The organism is Calditrichota bacterium, from assembly GCA_013112635.1.
Lineage (GTDB): Bacteria > Calditrichota > Calditrichia > Calditrichales > J004 > JABFGF01.
In genome coordinates this window covers 58,045-78,922 of sequence record JABFGF010000007.1, presented here as the reverse complement: position 1 = coordinate 78,922, position 20,878 = coordinate 58,045, and the positions used below count along the sequence as shown (strand labels likewise).

17 protein-coding genes are annotated in these 20,878 nt (G+C 35.9%); 4 read left to right on the top strand and 13 right to left on the bottom strand.

Translation table 11 applies throughout. The annotated features are described in order from the left end of the window. Window positions 1–211: 211 nt before the first annotated feature. Window positions 212–616 (bottom strand): hypothetical protein, encoded by a 405-nt coding sequence (locus tag HND50_16990; GenBank protein ID NOG46942.1) that lies wholly within the window; start codon window positions 614–616, stop codon window positions 212–214. 210 nt (window positions 617–826) lie between these two features. Between HND50_16990 and HND50_16985 the strand changes: the two genes are divergently transcribed. The 3 genes from HND50_16985 to HND50_16975 all read left to right on the top strand — a co-directional run bounded on the left by HND50_16985 (window position 827) and on the right by HND50_16975 (window position 3,554). Then, window positions 827–1,288 carry a hypothetical protein gene (locus HND50_16985; protein NOG46941.1) on the top strand — a complete coding sequence of 154 codons (462 nt, stop codon included), beginning with the start codon at window positions 827–829 and terminating at the stop codon, window positions 1,286–1,288. A 139-nt stretch (window positions 1,289–1,427) separates the two neighbouring features. After that, window positions 1,428–2,897 (top strand): sodium:solute symporter family protein, encoded by a 1,470-nt coding sequence (locus HND50_16980; GenBank protein NOG46940.1) that lies wholly within the window; start codon window positions 1,428–1,430, stop codon window positions 2,895–2,897. A gap of 117 nt (window positions 2,898–3,014) precedes the next feature. Beyond that, window positions 3,015–3,554: a hypothetical protein gene (locus HND50_16975; GenBank protein ID NOG46939.1), complete on the top strand. Its 540-nt coding sequence runs from the start codon at window positions 3,015–3,017 to the stop codon at window positions 3,552–3,554. A 45-nt stretch (window positions 3,555–3,599) separates the two neighbouring features. Here the strand turns inward: HND50_16975 and tpx are convergent, their stop codons facing one another. From tpx to HND50_16955, 4 genes are all read right to left on the bottom strand, one after another. Further along, a complete protein-coding gene (gene tpx, locus HND50_16970; protein NOG46938.1) occupies window positions 3,600–4,100 on the bottom strand; it encodes a thiol peroxidase in 501 nt (166 codons plus the stop codon). A 19-nt stretch (window positions 4,101–4,119) separates the two neighbouring features. Then, window positions 4,120–4,860, bottom strand: coding sequence for a mechanosensitive ion channel (locus HND50_16965; protein NOG46937.1), 741 nt, complete (start codon window positions 4,858–4,860; stop codon window positions 4,120–4,122). Beyond that, on the bottom strand, window positions 4,848–9,986 hold the full coding sequence (locus tag HND50_16960) for an AAA family ATPase (protein NOG46936.1): 5,139 nt from the start codon (window positions 9,984–9,986) through the stop codon (window positions 4,848–4,850). Before HND50_16960 ends, HND50_16965 begins: the two co-directional genes overlap by 13 nt. 119 nt (window positions 9,987–10,105) lie before the next feature. Continuing rightward, a complete protein-coding gene (locus tag HND50_16955; GenBank protein NOG46935.1) occupies window positions 10,106–11,509 on the bottom strand; it encodes an ATP-dependent DNA helicase RecQ in 1,404 nt (467 codons plus the stop codon). A 216-nt stretch (window positions 11,510–11,725) separates the two neighbouring features. Between HND50_16955 and HND50_16950 the strand changes: the two genes are divergently transcribed. Next, complete coding sequence (locus tag HND50_16950; protein ID NOG46934.1) at window positions 11,726–12,616, top strand: universal stress protein; 891 nt, start codon at window positions 11,726–11,728, stop codon at window positions 12,614–12,616. Window positions 12,617–12,715: 99 nt separating this feature from the next. On the opposite strand, the gene HND50_16945 is transcribed toward HND50_16950, so the two are convergent. The 8 genes from HND50_16945 to HND50_16910 all read right to left on the bottom strand — a co-directional run bounded on the left by HND50_16945 (window position 12,716) and on the right by HND50_16910 (window position 20,774). Next, a complete protein-coding gene (locus tag HND50_16945) occupies window positions 12,716–13,282 on the bottom strand; it encodes a YceI family protein (protein ID NOG46933.1) in 567 nt (188 codons plus the stop codon). Window positions 13,283–13,310: 28 nt separating this feature from the next. Beyond that, on the bottom strand, window positions 13,311–13,703 hold the full coding sequence (locus HND50_16940; protein NOG46932.1) for a hypothetical protein: 393 nt from the start codon (window positions 13,701–13,703) through the stop codon (window positions 13,311–13,313). Between the two features lie 54 nt (window positions 13,704–13,757). Then, on the bottom strand, window positions 13,758–16,616 hold the full coding sequence (locus HND50_16935) for a T9SS type A sorting domain-containing protein (GenBank protein NOG46931.1): 2,859 nt from the start codon (window positions 16,614–16,616) through the stop codon (window positions 13,758–13,760). Window positions 16,617–16,802: 186 nt separating this feature from the next. After that, window positions 16,803–17,039 (bottom strand): hypothetical protein, encoded by a 237-nt coding sequence (locus tag HND50_16930; GenBank protein ID NOG46930.1) that lies wholly within the window; start codon window positions 17,037–17,039, stop codon window positions 16,803–16,805. Further along, complete coding sequence (locus HND50_16925) at window positions 17,036–17,524, bottom strand: hypothetical protein (GenBank protein ID NOG46929.1); 489 nt, start codon at window positions 17,522–17,524, stop codon at window positions 17,036–17,038. Before HND50_16925 ends, HND50_16930 begins: the two co-directional genes overlap by 4 nt. Window positions 17,525–17,553: 29 nt before the next feature. Next, window positions 17,554–18,675 carry a radical SAM protein gene (locus tag HND50_16920; GenBank protein NOG46928.1) on the bottom strand — a complete coding sequence of 374 codons (1,122 nt, stop codon included), beginning with the start codon at window positions 18,673–18,675 and terminating at the stop codon, window positions 17,554–17,556. After that, window positions 18,665–19,666 carry a lipoate--protein ligase family protein gene (locus tag HND50_16915; GenBank protein NOG46927.1) on the bottom strand — a complete coding sequence of 334 codons (1,002 nt, stop codon included), beginning with the start codon at window positions 19,664–19,666 and terminating at the stop codon, window positions 18,665–18,667. Before HND50_16915 ends, HND50_16920 begins: the two co-directional genes overlap by 11 nt. Beyond that, entirely contained in the window at window positions 19,653–20,774 is a 1,122-nt protein-coding gene (locus HND50_16910; GenBank protein ID NOG46926.1) for a radical SAM protein, read from the bottom strand. The genes HND50_16915 and HND50_16910 overlap by 14 nt, the downstream gene beginning before the upstream one ends. Between the last annotated feature and the right edge of the window lie 104 nt (window positions 20,775–20,878).

The following is a 20,878-nucleotide window of genomic DNA, read 5'->3' as shown; positions in this document are numbered from 1 at the left end:
CCGTTAAGATAATATTTTTAAAGAAAATTTGACATTTTTTAAGGCTATCTTTTTGATTGTTTCAATATCAAGACAATGGCCTTGATAGAATTTTTTAAATAAAAATGAAATCTGATTTAAATCACAATGGTTATTTCTTAAAAACAAAAAAAAATCCCTTCTCAAATAACCATGAAAAGGGAAGAAAAAATTGTTGACAATTCTTTATGTATTATCGAAACATTGCTTTTATTGCGCCCCATGTTTTAAAAATACCGGAAATATTTGGGTGAACCATCATCGAGGCTGTTTCTATTTTTGTTCCATCTCTTTTAAAAGCAACTATTTTATAGAACAATGCGCCACTACTTTTAAACAGAACATCTTCATCTATATACTCATATCTATAGCCGGGCCCTTTTAGTGAAACCCTATCCAATTCAATGAAATTTTTATCATCATAACTACGTTTAACGATAAAATGCTTCAATTGACTCTCATCTTTTGTTACCCATGAAATACGGACACGGTTTCCGTCTGGCTGTGCACTGGATTCAGTAAATGTAGGATCATCATTCCCTGCAAAGGAAAAAGATAAAAAGAGAAAGAATATAAGTGATGTAAGTAGTTTTTTCATTTTTAGGTATTATATAAATGAAGTAAGACAATATACGTTTTTCTCACTTTAAGTCAAGGTAAAACTGGTTAATAAAATAATTTTAATTTATTTGAATGTGATTTATTTGTGAGAACTTACATCTATAATTTGCACGTCTATTGGAAATAAACTATTTTCACGGTCAAAAATTTTAACTAATTATTAATTTATCCTAATCAGGAGGTATGTATGAATAAGTCATCAAAGACTTTAGCAAGACTAACTCTTTTAGCAACATTCATCGGTTTTGTTGCTTTCTTTACAACTAGCACTGCAACCGCTTACACTGCAAATGATTCAGGTTTTGAAGTTGCATCGTTTGACGATAAATGCGGTGGCGATAAAAAAGCTGCTAAAGAAGGCAAGACGGAAGCAAAAAAGGAATCAAAATGCGGAGAAGGTAAATGTGGTGGCGATGAAAAGAAAGCTGCTAAAAAAGATGCCAAGTGTGGTGAAGGCAAATGTGGTGGCGATGAAAAAAAGGCCGCTAAAAAAGAAGCAAAAAGCGCTGATAAGAAAGCTGAAAAAGAAGCTAAGTGTGGTGAAGGCAAATGTGGTGGTGACAAGAAAGCTGCTAAAAAAGAAAGTACCGATAAAAAAGCTGAAGCTAAATGTGGTGAAGGCAAATGCGGCGAAGGTAAATGTGGTTGAGAATCACTTAATATATTTTTATAAAGCGTAAGGTTTCTTCTTCTTACGCTTTTTTTTATTTCCTTCAATCTACTTCAATACTTTTTTTATTTCTATTACATCCTTATAATTGGTTTTAAACAACCAAGCGATACATAATATGACAAACACATTTATTTATTGGACTGGGTTTCTCACCTATAGTTTTATTGTTTTATGGATAGGTTTCTCTGTTTGGAAAAAAAGCAAAGGAAAGTCTGATCAAAATGATACAAAAGAATTCTGGTCTGCAAATAAAAGCCTTTCCAGCTGGTCGGTCGGATTATCGATTTCCGCAAGTATGATGTCTATAAGCTGGTCATGCGTGTATGGTGTTCAGATTTTTTACTGGTATGGTTTGGGCGGTGCATGGTTATTAATTATTCCTTGGCTTCTAACAATGGCTGGGTTTTATTTTTTGGTTCCTTTGTTCAGAAAGTTTAATACCTTTTCTCAACCTGAACTGCTTGAAAAACGATTTGGTAAAAACTCAAGAATTCTTTTAGCACCGGCATTGATAATTGTTTTTATTACCTGGACAGGCGGAGAAATATTTGCTGCCGGAAATATCATAGCTCCATTTTTAGGAATATCTCCACAACTCACCTTTTTACTGATTGCTGTGGTTGTTGCAACTTATAGTTTTAGCGGTGGTTTTGAAGCTGTCATTTCAACTGACAAAATTCAATTTATACTTGTTGCACTTTTCATTTCAATAATTGCCTACTTAGGCTGGAACGCCATTCCTGAAAATGCAGTGAGCATAACCCCACCCAAGTCCGTTTCTCATGATTCAAATATTTTTTCACCAGGAGCAGCTTTAATTTTCATGACCTTTTTTGCTTATCTCCCAGGTTGGCTAATTGAAACTGATTTATGGGTGCGGATTCAAGCCGCAAAATCTAACAAGGCTGCAAAAAAGGGCATTCTCATTGCAGGATTCAATTCCCTTGTTTTTGTAGGAATTATGCCGTTAGTAATTGGTCTCTCTGCCCTGGCACTTTTTCCTCCTGTTGATGGAATAATCCCGGAACAAATTAAAGATGGTGCGCTCATCTTTACAGAAATTATGAAAAATTATTCGCCAATTTGGCTAAATCTCCTTTTATCGGTTGGCCTTATTGCAGCTGCAATGTCAACCATAGACACATGTGGAAATATAGTTGCACTTTCTTTTTCCAAAGATTTAATCGAACCCAAATTAAAAAACCGTTTTACTCCTGCTCAAATACAAAAATTTGCACGTTTTTCTTCTGTTCTGGCCATTTTTGCGGGATACATTTATGCTCTCTTCACCGATAATCTTTGGGATATTTTTTACCTTTCTTCAGGAATCTTAACGACGACGGTATTTATACCTGTACTGGCCAGTTTTTTTAAAAGCGTCTCTCGGTTGGAAATAAATATTTCTATTTTCACAGGCCTTATCTTTACTCTACTATTTTATTTTCTTGAAAAGAATCAATTACTCTCGCATATCCAGCCAGATGTTATCTCGGAAACCGGTTTAGGATATATTGCCTGGGCTTTCTTATTGACACTGCTTTCATTTATCGCAGCATATACTTTTGATAAAAGAAATCGCACATAAGTAGCTAAAATCACATCAAAAAAATTCTTTCTTTAAATGCTTGATGCTTAGTCATTTTTTTCTATATTATGCGAGTTCGAATCTAATACTAATACTAATAAATTACATGGAGGCTTTATGAAGAGAACATTTATTTCCACTATTTTACTATTTTTATCTTTAACTACATTCACTTTTGCACAAATTGGGTTTAATGGTATAGCTGCTCAGGCTGGACTTGTTCTACCTACTGAAACAGGTTACACAGCCGGATTTGGGCTTGGAGCCAAAGTAGATTTAGGCGAAGTATCTGATAATTTGAGATTAATGCCTATCTTTCAGTTTCACAAACCAGGTTTTGATGTTCCTACTGGTGCGGGTGACGCAACAATAAGCATTTTAGTTTTTGGAGCGGATGTACATTATGCTGTCAATGATGATTTTTATGCTGGCGGTGGTATCAACTATAACAGTATCACTCTTGAGTATGAAGTTGACTTAGGCTTTTTTGGCAAACAAACTTTTGATGCCTCTGGAAGTGAAATTGGTTTTTCTGCTTTAGGTGGATATAATTTAAATTTGGGTGGATACCCTGCGGCAATTGAAGCCAGATATAATGTTGTTAGTAATTATAATAGTCTTTTTGCAACATTAAACGTTTTCTTTGGTGGAAAGTAAATAGATATTTTAAAAGGCTGTCCAACCAGACAGCCTTTTTTTTATTTAAGCTAATACTTCTAATGCAGCCTCATAATTTGGTTCCTGAACAATTTCCGGAACCTGCTCTGTGTAAACAACTTTTCCATGTTCATCAACAATAACAACTGACCGGGCAAACAATCCTGCCATGGGGCCATCTGTAATTAAAACGCCATAATCTTTTCCAAAACTGCGTGTACGCAATCCACAAACACTAACAACGCTTTCAATTCCTTCAGCTTCGCAAAAACGTTTATGAGCAAATGGTAAATCCAAAGAAACATAAAGAATAGCCGTATTATCCAATTTATCCGCCGCAACATTAAATCGCCTAACAGAATCAGCACATATACCAGTATCAATACTTGGTGAAATGTTTAATATTATTCGTTTACCGGCAAAGTCTTTCAAACTTACATCAGACAAATCTGTTTTTGTAAGTACAAAATCAGGTGCTTGCGAACCAACTTCCGGTAAATTACCAATGGTGTTTATTGGATTTCCCTTTAGTGTAATTTGAGCCATGTTTTCTCCTTTTATAATATTATAGTTTTTTTTCAGCAATCTGCCTGTTTACAATAGATTGCAATTTTTCAAGGCCATTTTCTGAAAGCGTGTGAACAATTATTTCCAATGTTGTTTTATTTTCATTTTTATTTACTTTTTGAATTTGTGGCTGTAAATATGATAAATGCCAGGGAGAATTTATCAAAGCAGTTCTTATTTTTTCAAATGATTCGTTTGAGATTTCATCTTTCGGTTCAACATAAAAAGTATAAGTAAATACTGTAGAGTTTTCATTTTTATTATAGGTGATATCTGCAGATATTTTACTATACGGAAGCCTGACAACGGTGCCATCATTTTTTTCAAGTTCAAGATTCAAATAGCCAAGTTTACTTATTCTTCCATTTATATCATTGATAATTAATTTTTGGCCGGTTTCATAACTCGCCTGGCTACGCCAAATGATTCCGGCAATATAATCACGTCCGGCAAACCAGCCAATCCAAAATAGTATAATTAATGAAAACGTTATAAAAAAAACAGAATAATAAACTGGGTCACTTATCGCTTCTTTTAGGGCCCAAAATGAAAACACAATCCATACGACCATTTCAACAACCGGAAAGTATTTCTGGTTTTGTAATGGCAAGTCATATTTATTTTGTAATATTTTTAATCCACGTTGAGCCAATCTTACAAAAATGAAAAGAAACACTGCTGCAACAAATACTTTTATCAAGCCCCATTGCTGCCATTGATCGCCAATCATTTGTTCCATAACAACCCCATTTGTATAAATTTTTCCAAAAACAAATGCTCCATGTATGGATTAATTTTTAATACTTCATTCTCATCGATAATAAAACCACTGCGTAATAATGCTTCAACCATTTGTTTTACAGCTGTCTCATTAGACTCAAAGATGTTTTCAAGTCGCTGACGTGTTAGTTCTTTATGCAACGTAAATTCTACCAGCCACATAAACCACTCTTTAGGCAAATCTGAAAGAATTGACAGACTTGGCTTTTCAATATATTTAAGTGTTATCGTATCCTCACTGTATGACTCGATCATAGAAAGCCAGGTTTTAAGCGCAACGCCTATTGCTCCATTTGAGTATTTAAAAATATCAGTAAACAACCCTGCCATGCGAAAATCAGAAATGTTGTCTTCAAGATGTTTTCCAATTTTAAACTGGATCCCAGTAGAACGATGTCTGTGAAGAATTGCTGATTGAATCTCTTTTGCATTAAATGCTTCATTTGTAATTATGCCGACAAAACTATCTTCAATATTTCGAATATTGTTTATCAATTGGAAAGCATATTTATTAACTGTAATAATAAAAAATACTTTAGAGCTGTATGAATCGATCAGGTTAAAAATAGTGTCAATTACTTCAAATCCTTTTTCACTTCTTTGCCACCACATCTCCAGATCATCTAAAACTATAACACTTCTGGGTGCTTGTTTATTAAAAATATCTTTCAGGTTACTATCAGTTTTGAAAGATTGTTGAACTTTGATAAGAAAGTCCTCAGGATCAGCAGTACCACCAGCAGGTGCTTTAATATGAAAAATCCGTTTTTTGTCAAAAAATCGGCCGGCTACCATTTTGCTCAAAGTTGCTTTTCCACTGTCAGGTTCACCGGTAATTAACAAAGCGCCATTATACCCCTGCTGGTAATGTTTAATTATCCTGTCTGCTTCTTTTAGAGAACTATTTCTCTGCACAAGGAATTGGCGATTAATTGTCTGTTGGCCATAAAATAATTGTCTGTAATAGCGAGGAATATGTTTTATAATATCCGTTTTAGGCGAAAGCTGTTTACTTAATGTTATTAAAGAATCAATTTTGCTTTTAGAATTTGTCTCAAGCTTGCCCAATTTTCTGGCAAAAAGGATTCCTTCACTTTGGGTAAACTGCAGATTTACTGCTAACTTTTGGAAAAATGAACTGATTTCTTGTTTTACTGAATCAATCCTGCCCAATACTTTTTTCTGTTCATGAGCAAAAATATATTGTTTTAATTTATTGGTTGAGTGGGTCATCAAGTATGGATTCATTTTATCAAATGCCGTATGCAAACAATCTGATAAGAAGTGTTGCATACTCTGATAACTTTCTTCAAATGAGTTCTTTATTTCTGTTAGTCTGTCAAATCCATTTTGTTTAATAATTTCTATATCTGTCTCTTCTGAGTTTTTAATATCCAGGTCTTCATCTCCATCTGATAGTCCTGCCGAAAGCAAACCTTGAACATCATCAATGCGGACAAAAAAGTTTTGAAGCTCCTGATTAAACAGATCTACCTTTTCACTTATTGTATTAATTAAATCTGTATCAATTATATAACCAATTAAACGGCGTAAATACACCGAAACGATATCTTGCTCTTCAAATTGATTCTTTTCCAAAGATTGAAATGAGTTTTCGCTTATCACATCAATATTTTCAGGTAAATCTAAAATGATTTTTTGTATTTCTTTTACGACCGGTGTAAAGGCTAAATTAATTTTTCTTAATGGACCAGAACCAAAAGCAATTATACTTTTTGTGGTCTTATTATCTATGTTTAGTTTGGGATCTCCTAACACATTTTGGATTTTAATAATATGGCCTGTGATTACAGAATAAACGGATGAATCAAGCTCATCCTGCCATTTACGTGTTATGCTTTTCAAGCGGTGTTTAAAGTCTTCCAAGACCAGTTCCATCCCGGCAAAATTAATCATCCAAATCAGGTTTGCCGTCCATTTTGGAGGCAGTGTATAAAAAGTTTCTCTGGACACCGCTGTGGTTTTTATTGTATAGTCTTGTTTAATTTTATTATTAATATTTATATTATCAAAAGGAGTGGCCATTTCCTGAAATGTTTTACTGGTTATCTGCAAAAATTTTTGCAGTTCCATTTTAAATTCTCGCCGAACTTGATTTTCATATTCCGAAAACAGATCTTCAATTTGTTTTTTCACCGCTGTGATTTGCACTTCCGAAATCTTTCCCGATGATTGAAATGAGGCTTCCAGATTTTTCATAATATCAAACAAGCGGCTAAGTGTTTTTTGCAAAAGAGAAATTATATTATAGCCAACTATCCCAATCTGCCCGATTTGATTGTAAAATTCTCTACGGAAAAAACCGTTAACATAATAATTAAACCAGACATTTAGTTTGGCTTCAATACGAATTTCTGTTTTAAAGAACCTGTTTCGTAACAACTTTTTTGCCTTCAGGAGCTTAACAGAAAATGGATCTGTATAGCTTATTGATAAATCTTTTGGTTCAAAATATAGAGAATGAAGCAAAGGGGTATTCTCTAATAACTTTTTATTTTGAGTGAATAAATTTTCCATTCCCGTTAGAAGGTTTGATTCAAAATGTTCGGGACTCTTTTCTTTGAATGATTCTAAAATCCGGCGGGTATTAAATAGAATATCACTTTGAACATGTGCCAATAATCTTGTAGAACGAAGTAATTTGGATGTCTGTAGTTTTTTTTCTATTAAATGAAAATTGCTCTCAGCAATCTTTTTTATGTTTACTCCAACATCAATAAATTCCTGCCCTATTTCTGCAATATAACCACTGTAAAATTCCTCAATCGATGTGTTGATTGTATCATAAGTTCTTTTTAGCCGTTTGGCTAATACCTCATCTGCCGGAAGTTTTATTATAGCAAATTCATTTTGTATTTCTTTTATAACTGATTTGGTTTTTTGATCTGCTGCCCTTTCTATTCCAATAAAATATGGCTCAAAAAATGAGGAAGCATTTATTAATAAAACAGAATTTAAGTTATGAATAAATGAATTGGTACTGCTTACAAAATCCTGTCCATCAATATTTTCCAGATTTGGCATCCCAACAATAGTTAAATCTGTTGCAGCCGATTCGACTTTCATAATTTCATGGAAATTTCTTTTTTCAATAGCGTTGTTGACAATCCTTATTTCTCCATTTTGTCTCAACTCTTTCAAAAGGTGATCCATGTTTCTATGCACCTTATTAATTAAAGCACTGTCTTCAACTATTATAAAAATTCGCAATTTTGCTTTAGACCATTCTTTAGCATTTTGTAGAAAACGCATTAAAGCCATTGCCAAAGTAGCATTATTGCTTCCACCACGCCACCACAAATCAATTGTTGTAAAGGAGCCAAAAGGATTGTTTTTGTCTTCTTCCAACAACAAGATATTGTAATCCAAACTTTTAAGTTTTTTAAGGAGTGCTAACAATTTTTGCGGGTGAGGAGAGTTTTTAGGCCAACCCAGAATTACTGTGTTTGGTTCAACCCCGGAAAATCCATAAAACTGTGCTACGGATTCAACCCCGGAATAGACATCATTGCATTCAAATCGGCGCTTAAAAGTACCATCGCCTGCTAGGTCATCCCCTTTCACAAGCTGGTTTGTTTTTGTAAACTGAACACTGCCATCCGGGATTTCAACAAGCTCAAAATCTGAAATAATCCCACTAGTACCTGTCAGCCATTTTCCAAAATCAAGTAAATGTGGGCGATCCCCCGAAGCACCACGGAAAAGTAGAATATTTGGGCGCCAGTTTCTTTTGTGCATCTCAGAGTCATTTAAACGATGCAATCCGGTGCGGACAATTGCTGACCAAAAGCTGCTCCAGGTATCGCCAGTTTCCAGGGTCAGCTCTTTCTTTTTTAAATAGAGGTAAAGAGTACTAAGAACAATCGTTGCTGCTGTAAAGGCAACAACATCAAGTTCAAACATGATTATTGCACTTGCCAACGCACCAACAATTCCTACCCAGATTGGCACTTTAAATGTTGGCCTAAAATCTGTACTCGCCCAGCTTTCAATCGCATAACTTAAGTTTATCAATCCATATGTACTTATAAAAAATATGGAGACAATCCGCGCAATAATATTTAACTCACCGATCAGGATTCCTGCTTCTGCAATCAAAAAAGTAAAGATTAAAGCCCGGCGTGGTTCATTGGATGCGCCATAGCCTTTTTTGAAAATCTTTGGGGTAACATTATCGGCAGAAGTGGCTTGTAGTATGCGCGGCGCCCCTAAAATGCTTCCCAGTGCGGAAGAAATTGTAGCACCCCAAACACCTGCAATAACCAACTGTGGAATCCAGGAAATAGATACCAACACATTAGGGTCATTCATTAATTTGCCGGCATCAATTTTATAGGCGATAAATATTGCCAATCCCACATAAACAAAAAAGCCAAGTACAATTGCTGCCATCGTTCCAAATGGAATAGATTTTTTAGGATCTTTAAGATCGCCGGACATTTGGACACCTGCCGTAAATCCGGTTACAGCCGGAAAGAATATCCCAAAAAGAACAAAAAGATCAACTCCTTCCGGAGATGGTTTTAAAACATATTGCTCTGCCGGTAAATCAAATCCACCCATAAAAATAGAGATGAGAGAAAGCAAAACCGCTGCAAGAATAAAGTATTGAAGTTTTATTGCAAGCGATGTACTGATGAAAATTATGATTGTTAGCAAGACAAGCGTTATGCTGCCGTATAAGCGAATTGAAGAAATTTCTATCGGAATTTCCAAAACGCTAAGCAAACTTTCACTAAAACCAATAATGTATAAACTGATGCTGAAAGAAAGACCGACAAATAGCGCAATTCCCAATGTGCCGCCAATTGGCAAACCAAGGCTGCGCGAGATAATATAATAATTGCCCCCTGCTTCTACCTTTTTATCTGTAGCAATTGAGGAAACACTTAAACCGGTGGTTACAGAAACAATATGAGCAACAATAATAATGGCCAAAGTATAAAACAATCCGCCTTGCGAAATTATCCAGGGCAAGCGCAAATACATAATCACGCCAAGAATTGTTAACAAGGAGGGTGTAAATACACCACCAAACGTTCCAAACTTTTTAGATTGTGCCATTAACAATTTCCTGATTAATACTTTGTCGTTATTCCGAATTAATCGATTTTATAAAGTGTAAGTTTCCAGAGAATGGATTCTTTTTAGAATGATATTTACCCGATTTTTCCTAGCTCATTCTAAACATCCAAACCAAAATAGTTGTGGATAAATTCTTTTCTACCGTCCTCTAATTTAGAATAAAGCATCATTTGATATAATTTTTCTTGTTCGCGTTTTAACTTTACATCAAGATATTCCTGATCGGTTAATTTATCAGGAATTTCAGAAATAACCTGTATATTCTTCGCTTCTATATTCCCAACAATTACCGCATAACGGTCAAATATGGACAAAACCGTTTCTGCCCTGAAGTCACGCCGGTTCTTATAAGTTAGCTGCTCCTTCAAATAATCAATTCCCTCACCATTAACACGCTCAATATCACTGCTAAGTAAATTATGTGCCCGGTAGTAAAACTCTGCTGTAGGATTATTCCACTTCATAAACTCCATGTGAATATTCAAATCCTGCTCATCGTATAATAGTAAACACAATGATGGTTTTCCATCACGTCCAGCGCGTCCAATTTCCTGGTAGTAAGATTCAATTGATCCCGGAACCTGGGCATGAACTACAAATCGAATATCCTCTTTGTCAATGCCCATTCCAAATGCATTTGTGGCTAAAATTAATTGATCGGATTTGGATTTCATAAATCGTTCCTGGATGTGCTTGCGTTGTGCTGTTTCCAGCTTACCATGATAAATGGTATGCCTTACTCCTTTTTTGGTCAACAGATCGCTCATATTCTCCAGGTCTTTAATCAAAGAAAAATAAACAATACCATTTCCCGGATGTGTTTTAAGCACATTTAGGATTTCTTCCAGTTTTTCATCTTCACCCCAAAGAGGAATAGTTTCAAGATTTAGATTCGGTCTGTTTATTCCTTCATGAAAAAGCTTAACTTCTTTTTTTGATAAACCAAGCTGCCCAACAATATCAGTCTGAACATCGGGTGTTGCCGTTGCGGTTAAAGCGACCGTTACAGGGTTTCCCATTATTTTCCGGAATTCTTTTAATCGCGTATAATCCGGGCGAAAGTCATGTCCCCACTCACTAATACAATGCGCTTCATCTACAGCAAGCAGACTTATTTCCCTACTCTTTAAAACTTCCAAAAATTCTTTTTTACGAAAACGTTCCGGTGTAACATAAAGCATTTTATATTTGCCATCTTTTAAGCCTTTATATCGCAATAACCTATCTTTTTTTGATAAAGATGAATTGATATATATTGCATCAATTTTTTTTTTATTGAGAGTATCTACCTGGTCTTTCATTAGGGCAATCAAAGGTGAGATAACCACGGTTAAATCATCCAGAAGTAATGCTGGAATTTGATATAAAATTGACTTGCCTGAACCAGTTGGCATAATTACCAATGCGTTATTTTTCTGCAAAACGTGTTTAATAACATCTTCCTGAATACCCCGAAATTGGTTATATCTAAATTTTTCTAAAAGAACATTCTTATAGTCCATTAACCCCATTCTTCTTATTAAATAAATGATTTCTGAAAATAGAAAAAAGAAATGGTTCAAAAAAATTAAATCGTATTATCCATATTAAATAAAGATAAATTTAATTTGATTTTTCGCAGTACTTTTGGTAATATTTTTGTGAAAAAAATAACATTGTTGAAAAGAAGTCTTCATCCTCCAATATTAATAACTAATCCATAAAAGGAGGGCCCCGCAATGAAACCTTCAAAAATTTTAGTCCCAGTTGATTTTAGTCCTTTTTCAGACTATGCAACCGATTATTCCATTTTCCTTTCACAAAAATACAATTCACAAATATCATTGTTTCATGTTATTGTTTTATACGAAGCAGATGTGGATGAAGAAGCGCATGTAAAACAGTTGGAAGAAATAATTAAGCGTAAAGAAGAAAACACGAATGAACTTTTTGAAAGACACAGACAAAAATTTTTAACAAAGAGCCTGGAAATAGACTCAGAAATTACGAGGGGGATTTCACCGGCTAACACAATTTTAGAATATATTGATGAGCATAAATTTGATCTTGTTTTAATGGGAACTCACGGGCGAACAGGTATTAAAAATTGGATATATGGCAGTGTAACAGAAAAAGTTGTCCGTTTATCAAAAATACCAGTGATGACGATTCACAGTAATCCCAAAAGTATCCAGATTGACAAAATACTTGTTCCAGTAGATTTCTCAGAAAATTCCCGTGAAGGAGTAAAGGAAGCTATAAAAATAGCAAAGGATTTTGAGGCAGATATTGATTTTATCCATGTTGTTGAACAACACCTGCAAACATCTTTTCATGTTGTTGGAATTGAATCAATCTATGCTACTAATCCGGATCTAAAAAAAATAACTGGCAGCAAGCTACAAGAGTTTTGTAATTGCAATGATATTGAAGCCAGTTACACAGTCATTGAAGGTACAGCTCATCAAACAATAGCTGATTACTCAAAAGACAGCGGTGCGGATTTAATTGTTATGTCAACACGTGGATATACGGGATTGGATCATCTTCTTATCGGTTCTACAACAGAAAGAGTAGTCCGAACTGCATCATGCCCCGTTTTAACTGTTGGAAGGCATCGCAAGGATTAGACGAAATTAAAATTAAGTGTTCAGGCCTCGAGCTCATTAAAAGTGATGCGGGGATTAATGGGCGTCCTGAACACTTATTTATTTTTAGAAAACATCTATTTAAATCTTTTTTACATAAAACGTGAGTTGCAGCTGCATTTCTTCATTTATTTTGAAAATCATTAATTGCGGGATTTTGATATTATAATCTGAAAGCTTAATTATAAAATTTGATTTTACCTGGTAACCTTCTTCATTTTTTGTCATTAGAGCGTTTACTGTTAGCTTCCTTTCAACTCCATGTATAAACATTACTCCATCAGTTGAAATTTTCAAAATAGAATCTGTGCTATCTTTTACATCAACTATTTTTCCGGTATAGTGCGTATAAGGAAAACGATTTGTATGCAAATAATCCTCGCGCATATCTCTATCCCTTTTTCCATTACCAGTCTCAACTGTATTTAATTCGACCTCAAAATATAACTCGCTTTTATTTGTTAGTTTTTCACCATCCCAATAGACATATCCGTCTATAAAACCGGTTACTCCTTCAAAATTTTCCCATATAGCTTCTGAAATGAACTTAACTTCATTTTCTGCTTCCCGGTCAACCACATATTCACCAGCAAGGCCGTTGACATTGAAAATTAAAAAAAGAAAAACAATTGCGAGAAATTTACTCAATGAATTCTTTCCATTTAGTATTGGAAAATCAAGTTAAATGAAAAATATCAACTGCCTGAATTTTGTCTTTGTTGATATACACTATTTTGGAACTGTTTCCTGGTAAAATATATTTCCAGTCCCCTTTTTCGTTTCTAACGACAGAACCCCAAATTTTTCTTTTGCGAGATTCACTAAATACTTCCCAAAAAAGGTGACCAAAATATGCAACTGAATCAATGAGATAAAATCCGGGATATCTAAAACCAGGGTTAATAGTTGTGTGTTTTAATGGAAGAGGAAAAAAGTTATTTCGTTTTAGGCAAGTAATAAATAGGTCACTATAATCAGCATTGTCATAAACCAGATCATGAACAGATCGCTTAACGCCATTTCCGAGGACTATATCATTAAACGCTTCTTCAATTTGGGATATGTTCATAATTATGTAATAAAAGGATGCCATCACTCAAAATGATGGCATCTCTACACTTGGTCATTTAATTAAAAGCATTTTCCGGGTTTGGACAAAAGAGCCGGCTCTAAAGGTATAGAAATATGTGCCGCTGGAAAGATCTGTTGCATTAAATTTTACAGTATAATTTCCGGCATTTTGATTTTTGTCGATCAGGGTTTTAACGCGTCTACCCTGAATATCGAAAATAGTAATTTCTACGTCACTTGCATTAGCAAGATTATAATTTATTGCAGTAAGGGGGTTAAACGGATTAGGATAATTCTGGCCCAATTCAAATTTTTGCGGATTATTTTGATGAACTTCCTTAATAAATGTAACCGGATCTTCATCAGGGGTTTCAAGCTTTACATCCGTATAAATATGGAATTCGCCCGGAGCCAGAGCAATTGGCTCAGTGGCATTTGCTACTTCAATACTATCGCCAGTAAAAAAATCGTACCAGGTGCCTGTGTTATGAAAGTCCGGATTTAGTTCCTTAGTTACAACATCAAAATTGCCAATAATTGAGACGTTAATTTCACCATCTGACAATTTTATTCGTTTAGCTGGAACAGAAACTGCCAGGTTAACAACTGAATTCGGATCTCGGAAAACATTAACATCTTTACGTAACTTTAATAACGCCGCATATGTTTTATACAACTTTTTCCGGTCAGGATCCTGGAAATAATTCCAAAGAATGGGTTTGTTTCCGGTTCTTCCATTTTGATTGATAGAAATGTCATAGCCGACTTCCATAAATTGCCAAAACAACTTTGGTCCCGGAATTGTAAAGAAAAATGCGGCGGCGGCCTTCATCCTTTGTAATGCCGTTGATAGATCCTTGACATTGTAATCACCACTACTATTACCATGCTGTAAATTTTTGTACATCAGTCGTTCTTCATCATGACTCTCTATTTTTGCAATTAAATGTGGTTTTGCCCATCCACGAGTTTTAAAGTATCCTAATGAAAAATCTGATTTGCCTCCATCATGATAACCCATTGTCGCTTCATAATACCCGATATCTGGATTAGTGCCGCCTGGGTGTCCCCATAGCATTATACCATGATCGGCCAATTCTTTTTCTTCTGTGTTATCACCCAAGTGTTCAAAAGTAATATAAGCAGTAGAATCAACCTTCCACAATTCATCTGCCATACGTTTTAACAATGCTATACGGGAGGCATTATAATCGTAAAAATCACCCGTTTGCATAAAACCTTTTGTCAAATCAAAACGATAACCATCAATGTTAAATTCATTCAGCCAATATGCATTTATTTGATCTACCCAATCTTGTGTGAATTTACTTTCGTGGTTAAAATCGTAACCTACATTAAATGGGTGTGTCGCTTCAATGTTAAGCCAGGGATTTTCAGCTGAAGGAGGTCCCCAAGCACCTGTTGCATAAAGCCGTACCAATGGCGACTGCCCAAAAGCATGGTTCAAAACAGCATCAAAAATTACAGCAATTCCACGTTTATGGCATTCATCAATAAACTTTTTTAAATCTTCAGGCGGACCGTAATATTTATCCAATGCCATGTGGAAAGATGGATTATAACCCCAACTTTCATTGTTCTCAAATTCATTGACTGGCATAAGCTCAATCGCGTTAATTCCCAGGTTCTCCAAATAATCCAACGTATCAGTTAGTGTTTTATAATCATGAGTAGCTACAAAATCACGAACAAGAAGCTCGTATATTACAAGTTCTTCTTTGGGTGGACGTTCAAAACTAGGAACTTCCCACACATATTCTTCCTGGCCTGTTTCTAAAACTGAAACAGCAAAATCAGTTTTCCCTTCTGGATAAGGTTTTAAGTTGGGGTATGTAGCGCCACTAATGCCTGAATCATGCTTATGCAGGATTTTTTCAGAATATGGATCGGCTACTCTGATTTCGCCATTGACAAGATATTGAAAAGCATATTCCATCTGGGCAGTTAGTGAGTCCAATCGAATCCACCAATGAATATTAGTGGGATTACCCGTATCTTTTTTTAATTGATATTTTTCATCAACAAACCAATCATTAAAATCCCCAATTAAAAAAACATGTTCTTTATATGGGGCAAAAAGAGAAAGAATTACTGTATTAGCATCTATATAATTAATGCCATCCACAACTCCTTCAGGGCGTGATTCAATAACGCTTTCCTGAGTAATCATCACAGCAAACTCGATCGAATCTTTTAAACCGCTTGTATCTGCACCAGTGATTTTAAAAACTTGCATCCCTGATTCGTACATGGGAGTATAAACATAATCCAGCGTATCACTTGTTTCATCTGCAATCAGGATATCGTTTTGATACAGCTTATGAGTAGAAATTTTTGTACCAATTGTAACTGCAATTGACTGAATTGTTAATTCACCGTCTGTAAAAACCGGCGACCTGCGCGGATCACCAAATGAAACATCTATAAAAGGCTCGTTGAGCGTCAATGTTAAACCAGGTTTAAACAACTCAAGAAAAACATCCGCACCTCCAACATCACGCCCGGTTGGCCCATCTGATCCTGCGCTCCTAAAAACAAAAGAAAGTTCAGTAATTTTATCAGAGGGATTTACAGAATAAAAAGAATGCGGTTTGCTAATTACAAGTTTGTAAAGGTCGGTACCGATTTTTGAAAGTTCAGGCTGTGCATTAATACCAGTATCCTCGCCCCAGGAGCCAATTACATTTTGCCAACGCGTTCCGTTAATCGTTGCCCCTGTGTGAGTATATACTTTACCAGTATAACCCATCAAACCTTGGTCACCCTTAGTTGCATCAAAGATGATAACGATTGAATCGTTTACAGTTGCAAATGGAGGGTCTGTTGTGATAACCTGAGAAATGGCTGAGCCAAAAAATATAAAAAATAATAGGATCAGAAATGTGCGCATTTTAATTCCTTTTAGATTTCATTGAGGGTATTCACTCTTTTTAGAGTTACTAATTCTTAGGGGTTTAAATTAATAAAATGAAATGGCGTTGGCAAATTCATATTTTGTACTTTTGTTTTTGCTACTTCAGGAAGAAAATATTAATCTTTATTGGTTTGTAGGCTTTTAATAATCGAGGCTACTGTTTCAAAATTTTGGAATGCCCATAATGCGGTTTTCAGGATCATTGTCAAAAATAATTGTTGGGACTGAGTGAATATTCCATTTCTCTCCAAGCCGCCTGCCTGTTTCCCCGGCAAGGCTAATAATTTCAAAGTCGATTTCATCATTTTCCTTTTCATATTTTTGCATACGCCGAATAGACTCTCCACATCCAACACAGGTAGGATGTGTAAAAAGGACAACCCTAATTTTTTTGCTCATACTTCAAATCCCAGGCAGTGGACACAATCTGTCAAACCCCATTCGTCAAAGTTTTTCTTGTATTCTTTACCTGCAGTTTCACCATCCAAAAGATACTCGCGGACATCAATATTATCATCCGGTTTAATTCTGATAATCCAACCTTTTGTATAAGGAAATTGATTTATCGAATAAGTATTTTCTAACAACTCTTTGTTATAATCTATGATTGTAACAGGAAATGGAACGCGTATTACCCCCAACCATTTTGCAGCTTCAAGCATCGCGATAGGTTTGTTCCCTTTGCGCTTAACCCCAATTTTCCAAGGTTTAAAATGCAATACTTTTCCCCCTGCAGTTTGAGCCATGTCCGTTAAACCGACAGTCCATGTGCCATCTCGTTCATCACGCAACCAAAGATGATTTTTAACATCATAGAATAATTCATGTGGGATAATACAATTTCTTACATTTGAATGAGGTTGGTCAATTTTAGGGCCAAACATAGTTTTAACCTAAGTACGTTTAATTTGCGTTAAACATCTATGGCTTCAAGTAGCTGGCTTGCGGCATAATTTTCATTTGGAGTTTGCCTGTTGTGGATCTCAGCAATATTTTTTGATCCTTTCTCAAAATCAATTAGGCGGTTGATAAGATAAAACATATACATGGTTGTGAGCCAGTTGGTAAACTCTTGCTTACTGCCAAGATGTTTTTTCATATTGAGCATAACCCAGGAGAAATGCTGCCAAACATCAAAGCATGATGAACAATCTCGATCAACTCCGGTACAGCAGCGACGGGTTGTTTTTAGGTCGGCATTATAAGCACGAAAATCCGGAGCAAATGGGTTCCCATTTTGCATGCGTTTATAATTAACAGGATTATTCGTACTAAAGCTGGTACAAACATCATAGCCCCAGGATTGATCATACAATTTTCCAGTTGAGACGACTTTACTTAAATAGGAAGTCATAAAAATTTTGCCCGGAAATCGCTCAATAACTTTATCAATAGCCTTTCTGGTTTCCTGAAAACCACGACGGTGATCCATTTCATTTCCAAGTGTTTCGAGGTCACCATAAAAATTGAACAACACATGGTTGCCATTTTCCACACATTTTTCTACAACAGGCTCAATCTGATCAGCATATCCGGGAATGGCCGTAAAATACCAAAAAGCGCGCGGATCATCTTTATAGTTTTTTAATGCTTTTGAGAAAATATCTAATCTTCCATCACCCCTAAGCCGCATGTCTGTTTCATGATCTCCCCATACAGAAACACCAATAGACAAATTTTCTTCCAAGCCATCCATCGGTATTTTTTTAAGGCCATTTGTAGAAACGCTTGCTTTAAAGCCTTTTACAATCTTGCGCATGCGGTTTGGTTTTAAACTTGGTTCTCCACCAACGATGGTGATAAAATTTGTGCCTCGTTCTTTCTCCTGTTGGAGAAATGAATCAAACGTTTCCTCATCAGCTGTTGGATGTCCAACATCCATATTGTCATTAAAATAATAACATCCGGCACAGCGAATGTTACAGGTATGCGTTAAGTCAATTGAAATAGATTGTATTTTTCCGGCAGAGCGCACCTCCGAATATAGCTGTTTGAGGAATGGATCCGACAAGTATTCTTTTAATTTATTGGCCATGATTTCTACCAGACGCTTGTGAAAGTACCTTATCAACATCACCCTGATGCATGTTAACTAATCCGGCACATATTTTTTCAAAACCAACATTTTCTGCTTTTACACGTGTAACAATTTCTTTGTCTGTTCTAAAACTGAAATTGAAACTGTGGCCTTTCTTAGCAATTTTTCTATTATGAATGAATACATCAGCTGAGATTTTTAGCGGCTTCTTTTGGATTTCAGATTCTTCATTATTTTTATTTTTAGTGATTTTTACCGTCAATTTTTCAAGTTCATTTCTGGCTGTATCGTTTTCTTCTGTGGTCAATTTATCATTTTTTATCGATCGGTTAAAATAGTTTGGCAATAACCCAATCAGTTTTTCAAACACCTCTTTTACTGATAGATCAGGCGCACATTGTTTTAAAGTATAAATCCTCTCTTTAATCGCTTCACCCGACAATATATTAAAACCAGACCAGGGCGATTTCCACACTGAACTCATTGCCTCATAATCAAAATCAAAAAGAAAGTTTCCCACAATAACCGCTGCATCACCAATCCGACCACCACCAATTCCTGCAATTCGTTTGCCATTTACTTCAATTTCATTTAATGCTCTTAAATTACAATCGAGTCCAAAACTTTTTAAAGTTTCAACAGGAGCTGCAAGAAATTTTTTATACGCTTTCTCCAGGAAAACCGGCACACGAGAGTGATGAAAAATAAATTGGTAAAACAACTGGTTGCAATCAAGATATGTTGCACCGCCGCCTATGCGTCTACTGTAAACAGGTAGGTTTAGGCGTTTAACTTGATGATAATCAAAAATCGAATTAAAAGATTGAAAATGGCCTAATGACAAATAAGGTGTGTCTGGTTGGCAAATTATTATTGTATCCTGGCTGTCCTCGGTCATTCTCTCAGCAAGAGCATGATAAACCGCCTGTGTTTTCCAGGATTCAGTTTTTCCAAGGTTGATCAATCGGATTGATTTATTTATGGACACCGTTGCCATTTCCATTTGAGGGTTGTAGTTCTTTTAACCTCATTTGAGATTCGATAACTCGCAGATCGTTTTCATTTGGCGGGAAAGGATAATCACGAAATTCCTCGCCCGGGCGATACGATCCATATGGGCGGTTACAACTCATCACACCATGACGATCCGGGCAGCCATCAGTCATAAAAGCAACGCCTCTCCCTATAGCTGTATTTAGTATTTTTTGATCGACATTTATTCTTGAGATAAAGTTACTTTCATTAAACTCAACTGCAGATTTATCAACATCCATGTGTTCTATCAGATATTTTGCCAGCTGAACATGTCTGTGCCGAGCAATCGGCTGACGAGCTTCATGCTGCATAGCCGTTCCTTCTTCCGGGTTAAAAGAAAAAAGATAACACGCTATTTTCTTTTCATGCAACCCGGCAAACAGGTCTACCAGTTCCCGATCGTTTTCACCAAGACCAACCACTGTATGACAGTTTACATTCATCGGCCCATATAATTCCCTGGCACGGTTTATTATTTTCCAATGACCTTCCCAATCATGCGGGCCTTTTGTGCCTTTTCCGCGTGTTTCATAAAAAACTTCTTCCGAAGCGCCATCCAAACCAACACCGATTATATCTACACCCTCTTCTTTTAATTGGAGTAAAACTTCCTCGGTCATGGTAGTTGCATTTATTAATGCTGAGATTGGTACGGTAGGGGCTGCTTGGTGAATAATTCTGGTCATCTCAATTAAATCATCATTATTTCGCGGATCCTGAACCTGGGAAATACACACTCGCCCAACCTCACTCTGAGCTTCCTTCTCAGCAATTTTTTCAGCCACAAGCTGGGTCGGGTATAACGGCCAATCAACACGGATAAATGAGTTTTCTTCAGCAACACCTGGCCGTTCGCGGGCAAGACCACAATAGCTGCAATTGGCAAAGCATCCTTCCGGGTAATTTTGCAGAAGATTAATACATCCGCATCCGCAACCGCGCATCAATTGTCCCGGTTTTAAACCAAGCTCTATGGCAGCTGCCATACTAATGCGCACATACTCAGGGCTTAATTGATATACTTCCGCCTGCTCGGCTATTGAAAGTTTTGCTTTGCTCATTCATTTCTCCATTTTGTCTTCATAAACAATCCTGTCATTCCGAGCGGAATAAAATGAAGTGAGGAATCCCACTGAATCAATGGGATGCTTCGTCCCTCAGCATG

Excerpts from the sequence above, each read along its gene's own strand:
- HND50_16910 (NOG46926.1), bottom strand. The coding sequence starts at position 20,774 with ATGAGCAAAGCAAAACTTTCAATAGCCGAGCAGGCGGAAGTATATCAA.
- HND50_16935 (NOG46931.1), bottom strand. The coding sequence starts at position 16,616 with ATGCGCACATTTCTGATCCTATTATTTTTTATATTTTTTGGCTCAGCC.
- HND50_16975 (NOG46939.1), top strand. The coding sequence starts at position 3,015 with ATGAAGAGAACATTTATTTCCACTATTTTACTATTTTTATCTTTAACT.
- tpx (NOG46938.1), bottom strand. The coding sequence starts at position 4,100 with ATGGCTCAAATTACACTAAAGGGAAATCCAATAAACACCATTGGTAAT.
- HND50_16950 (NOG46934.1), top strand. The coding sequence starts at position 11,726 with ATGAAACCTTCAAAAATTTTAGTCCCAGTTGATTTTAGTCCTTTTTCA.
- HND50_16990 (NOG46942.1), bottom strand. The coding sequence starts at position 616 with ATGAAAAAACTACTTACATCACTTATATTCTTTCTCTTTTTATCTTTT.
- HND50_16965 (NOG46937.1), bottom strand. The coding sequence starts at position 4,860 with ATGGAACAAATGATTGGCGATCAATGGCAGCAATGGGGCTTGATAAAA.
- HND50_16920 (NOG46928.1), bottom strand. The coding sequence starts at position 18,675 with ATGGCCAATAAATTAAAAGAATACTTGTCGGATCCATTCCTCAAACAG.
- HND50_16940 (NOG46932.1), bottom strand. The coding sequence starts at position 13,703 with ATGAACATATCCCAAATTGAAGAAGCGTTTAATGATATAGTCCTCGGA.
- HND50_16955 (NOG46935.1), bottom strand. The coding sequence starts at position 11,509 with ATGGACTATAAGAATGTTCTTTTAGAAAAATTTAGATATAACCAATTT.
- HND50_16925 (NOG46929.1), bottom strand. The coding sequence starts at position 17,524 with ATGTTTGGCCCTAAAATTGACCAACCTCATTCAAATGTAAGAAATTGT.
- HND50_16930 (NOG46930.1), bottom strand. The coding sequence starts at position 17,039 with ATGAGCAAAAAAATTAGGGTTGTCCTTTTTACACATCCTACCTGTGTT.
- HND50_16980 (NOG46940.1), top strand. The coding sequence starts at position 1,428 with ATGACAAACACATTTATTTATTGGACTGGGTTTCTCACCTATAGTTTT.
- HND50_16985 (NOG46941.1), top strand. The coding sequence starts at position 827 with ATGAATAAGTCATCAAAGACTTTAGCAAGACTAACTCTTTTAGCAACA.
- HND50_16960 (NOG46936.1), bottom strand. The coding sequence starts at position 9,986 with ATGGCACAATCTAAAAAGTTTGGAACGTTTGGTGGTGTATTTACACCC.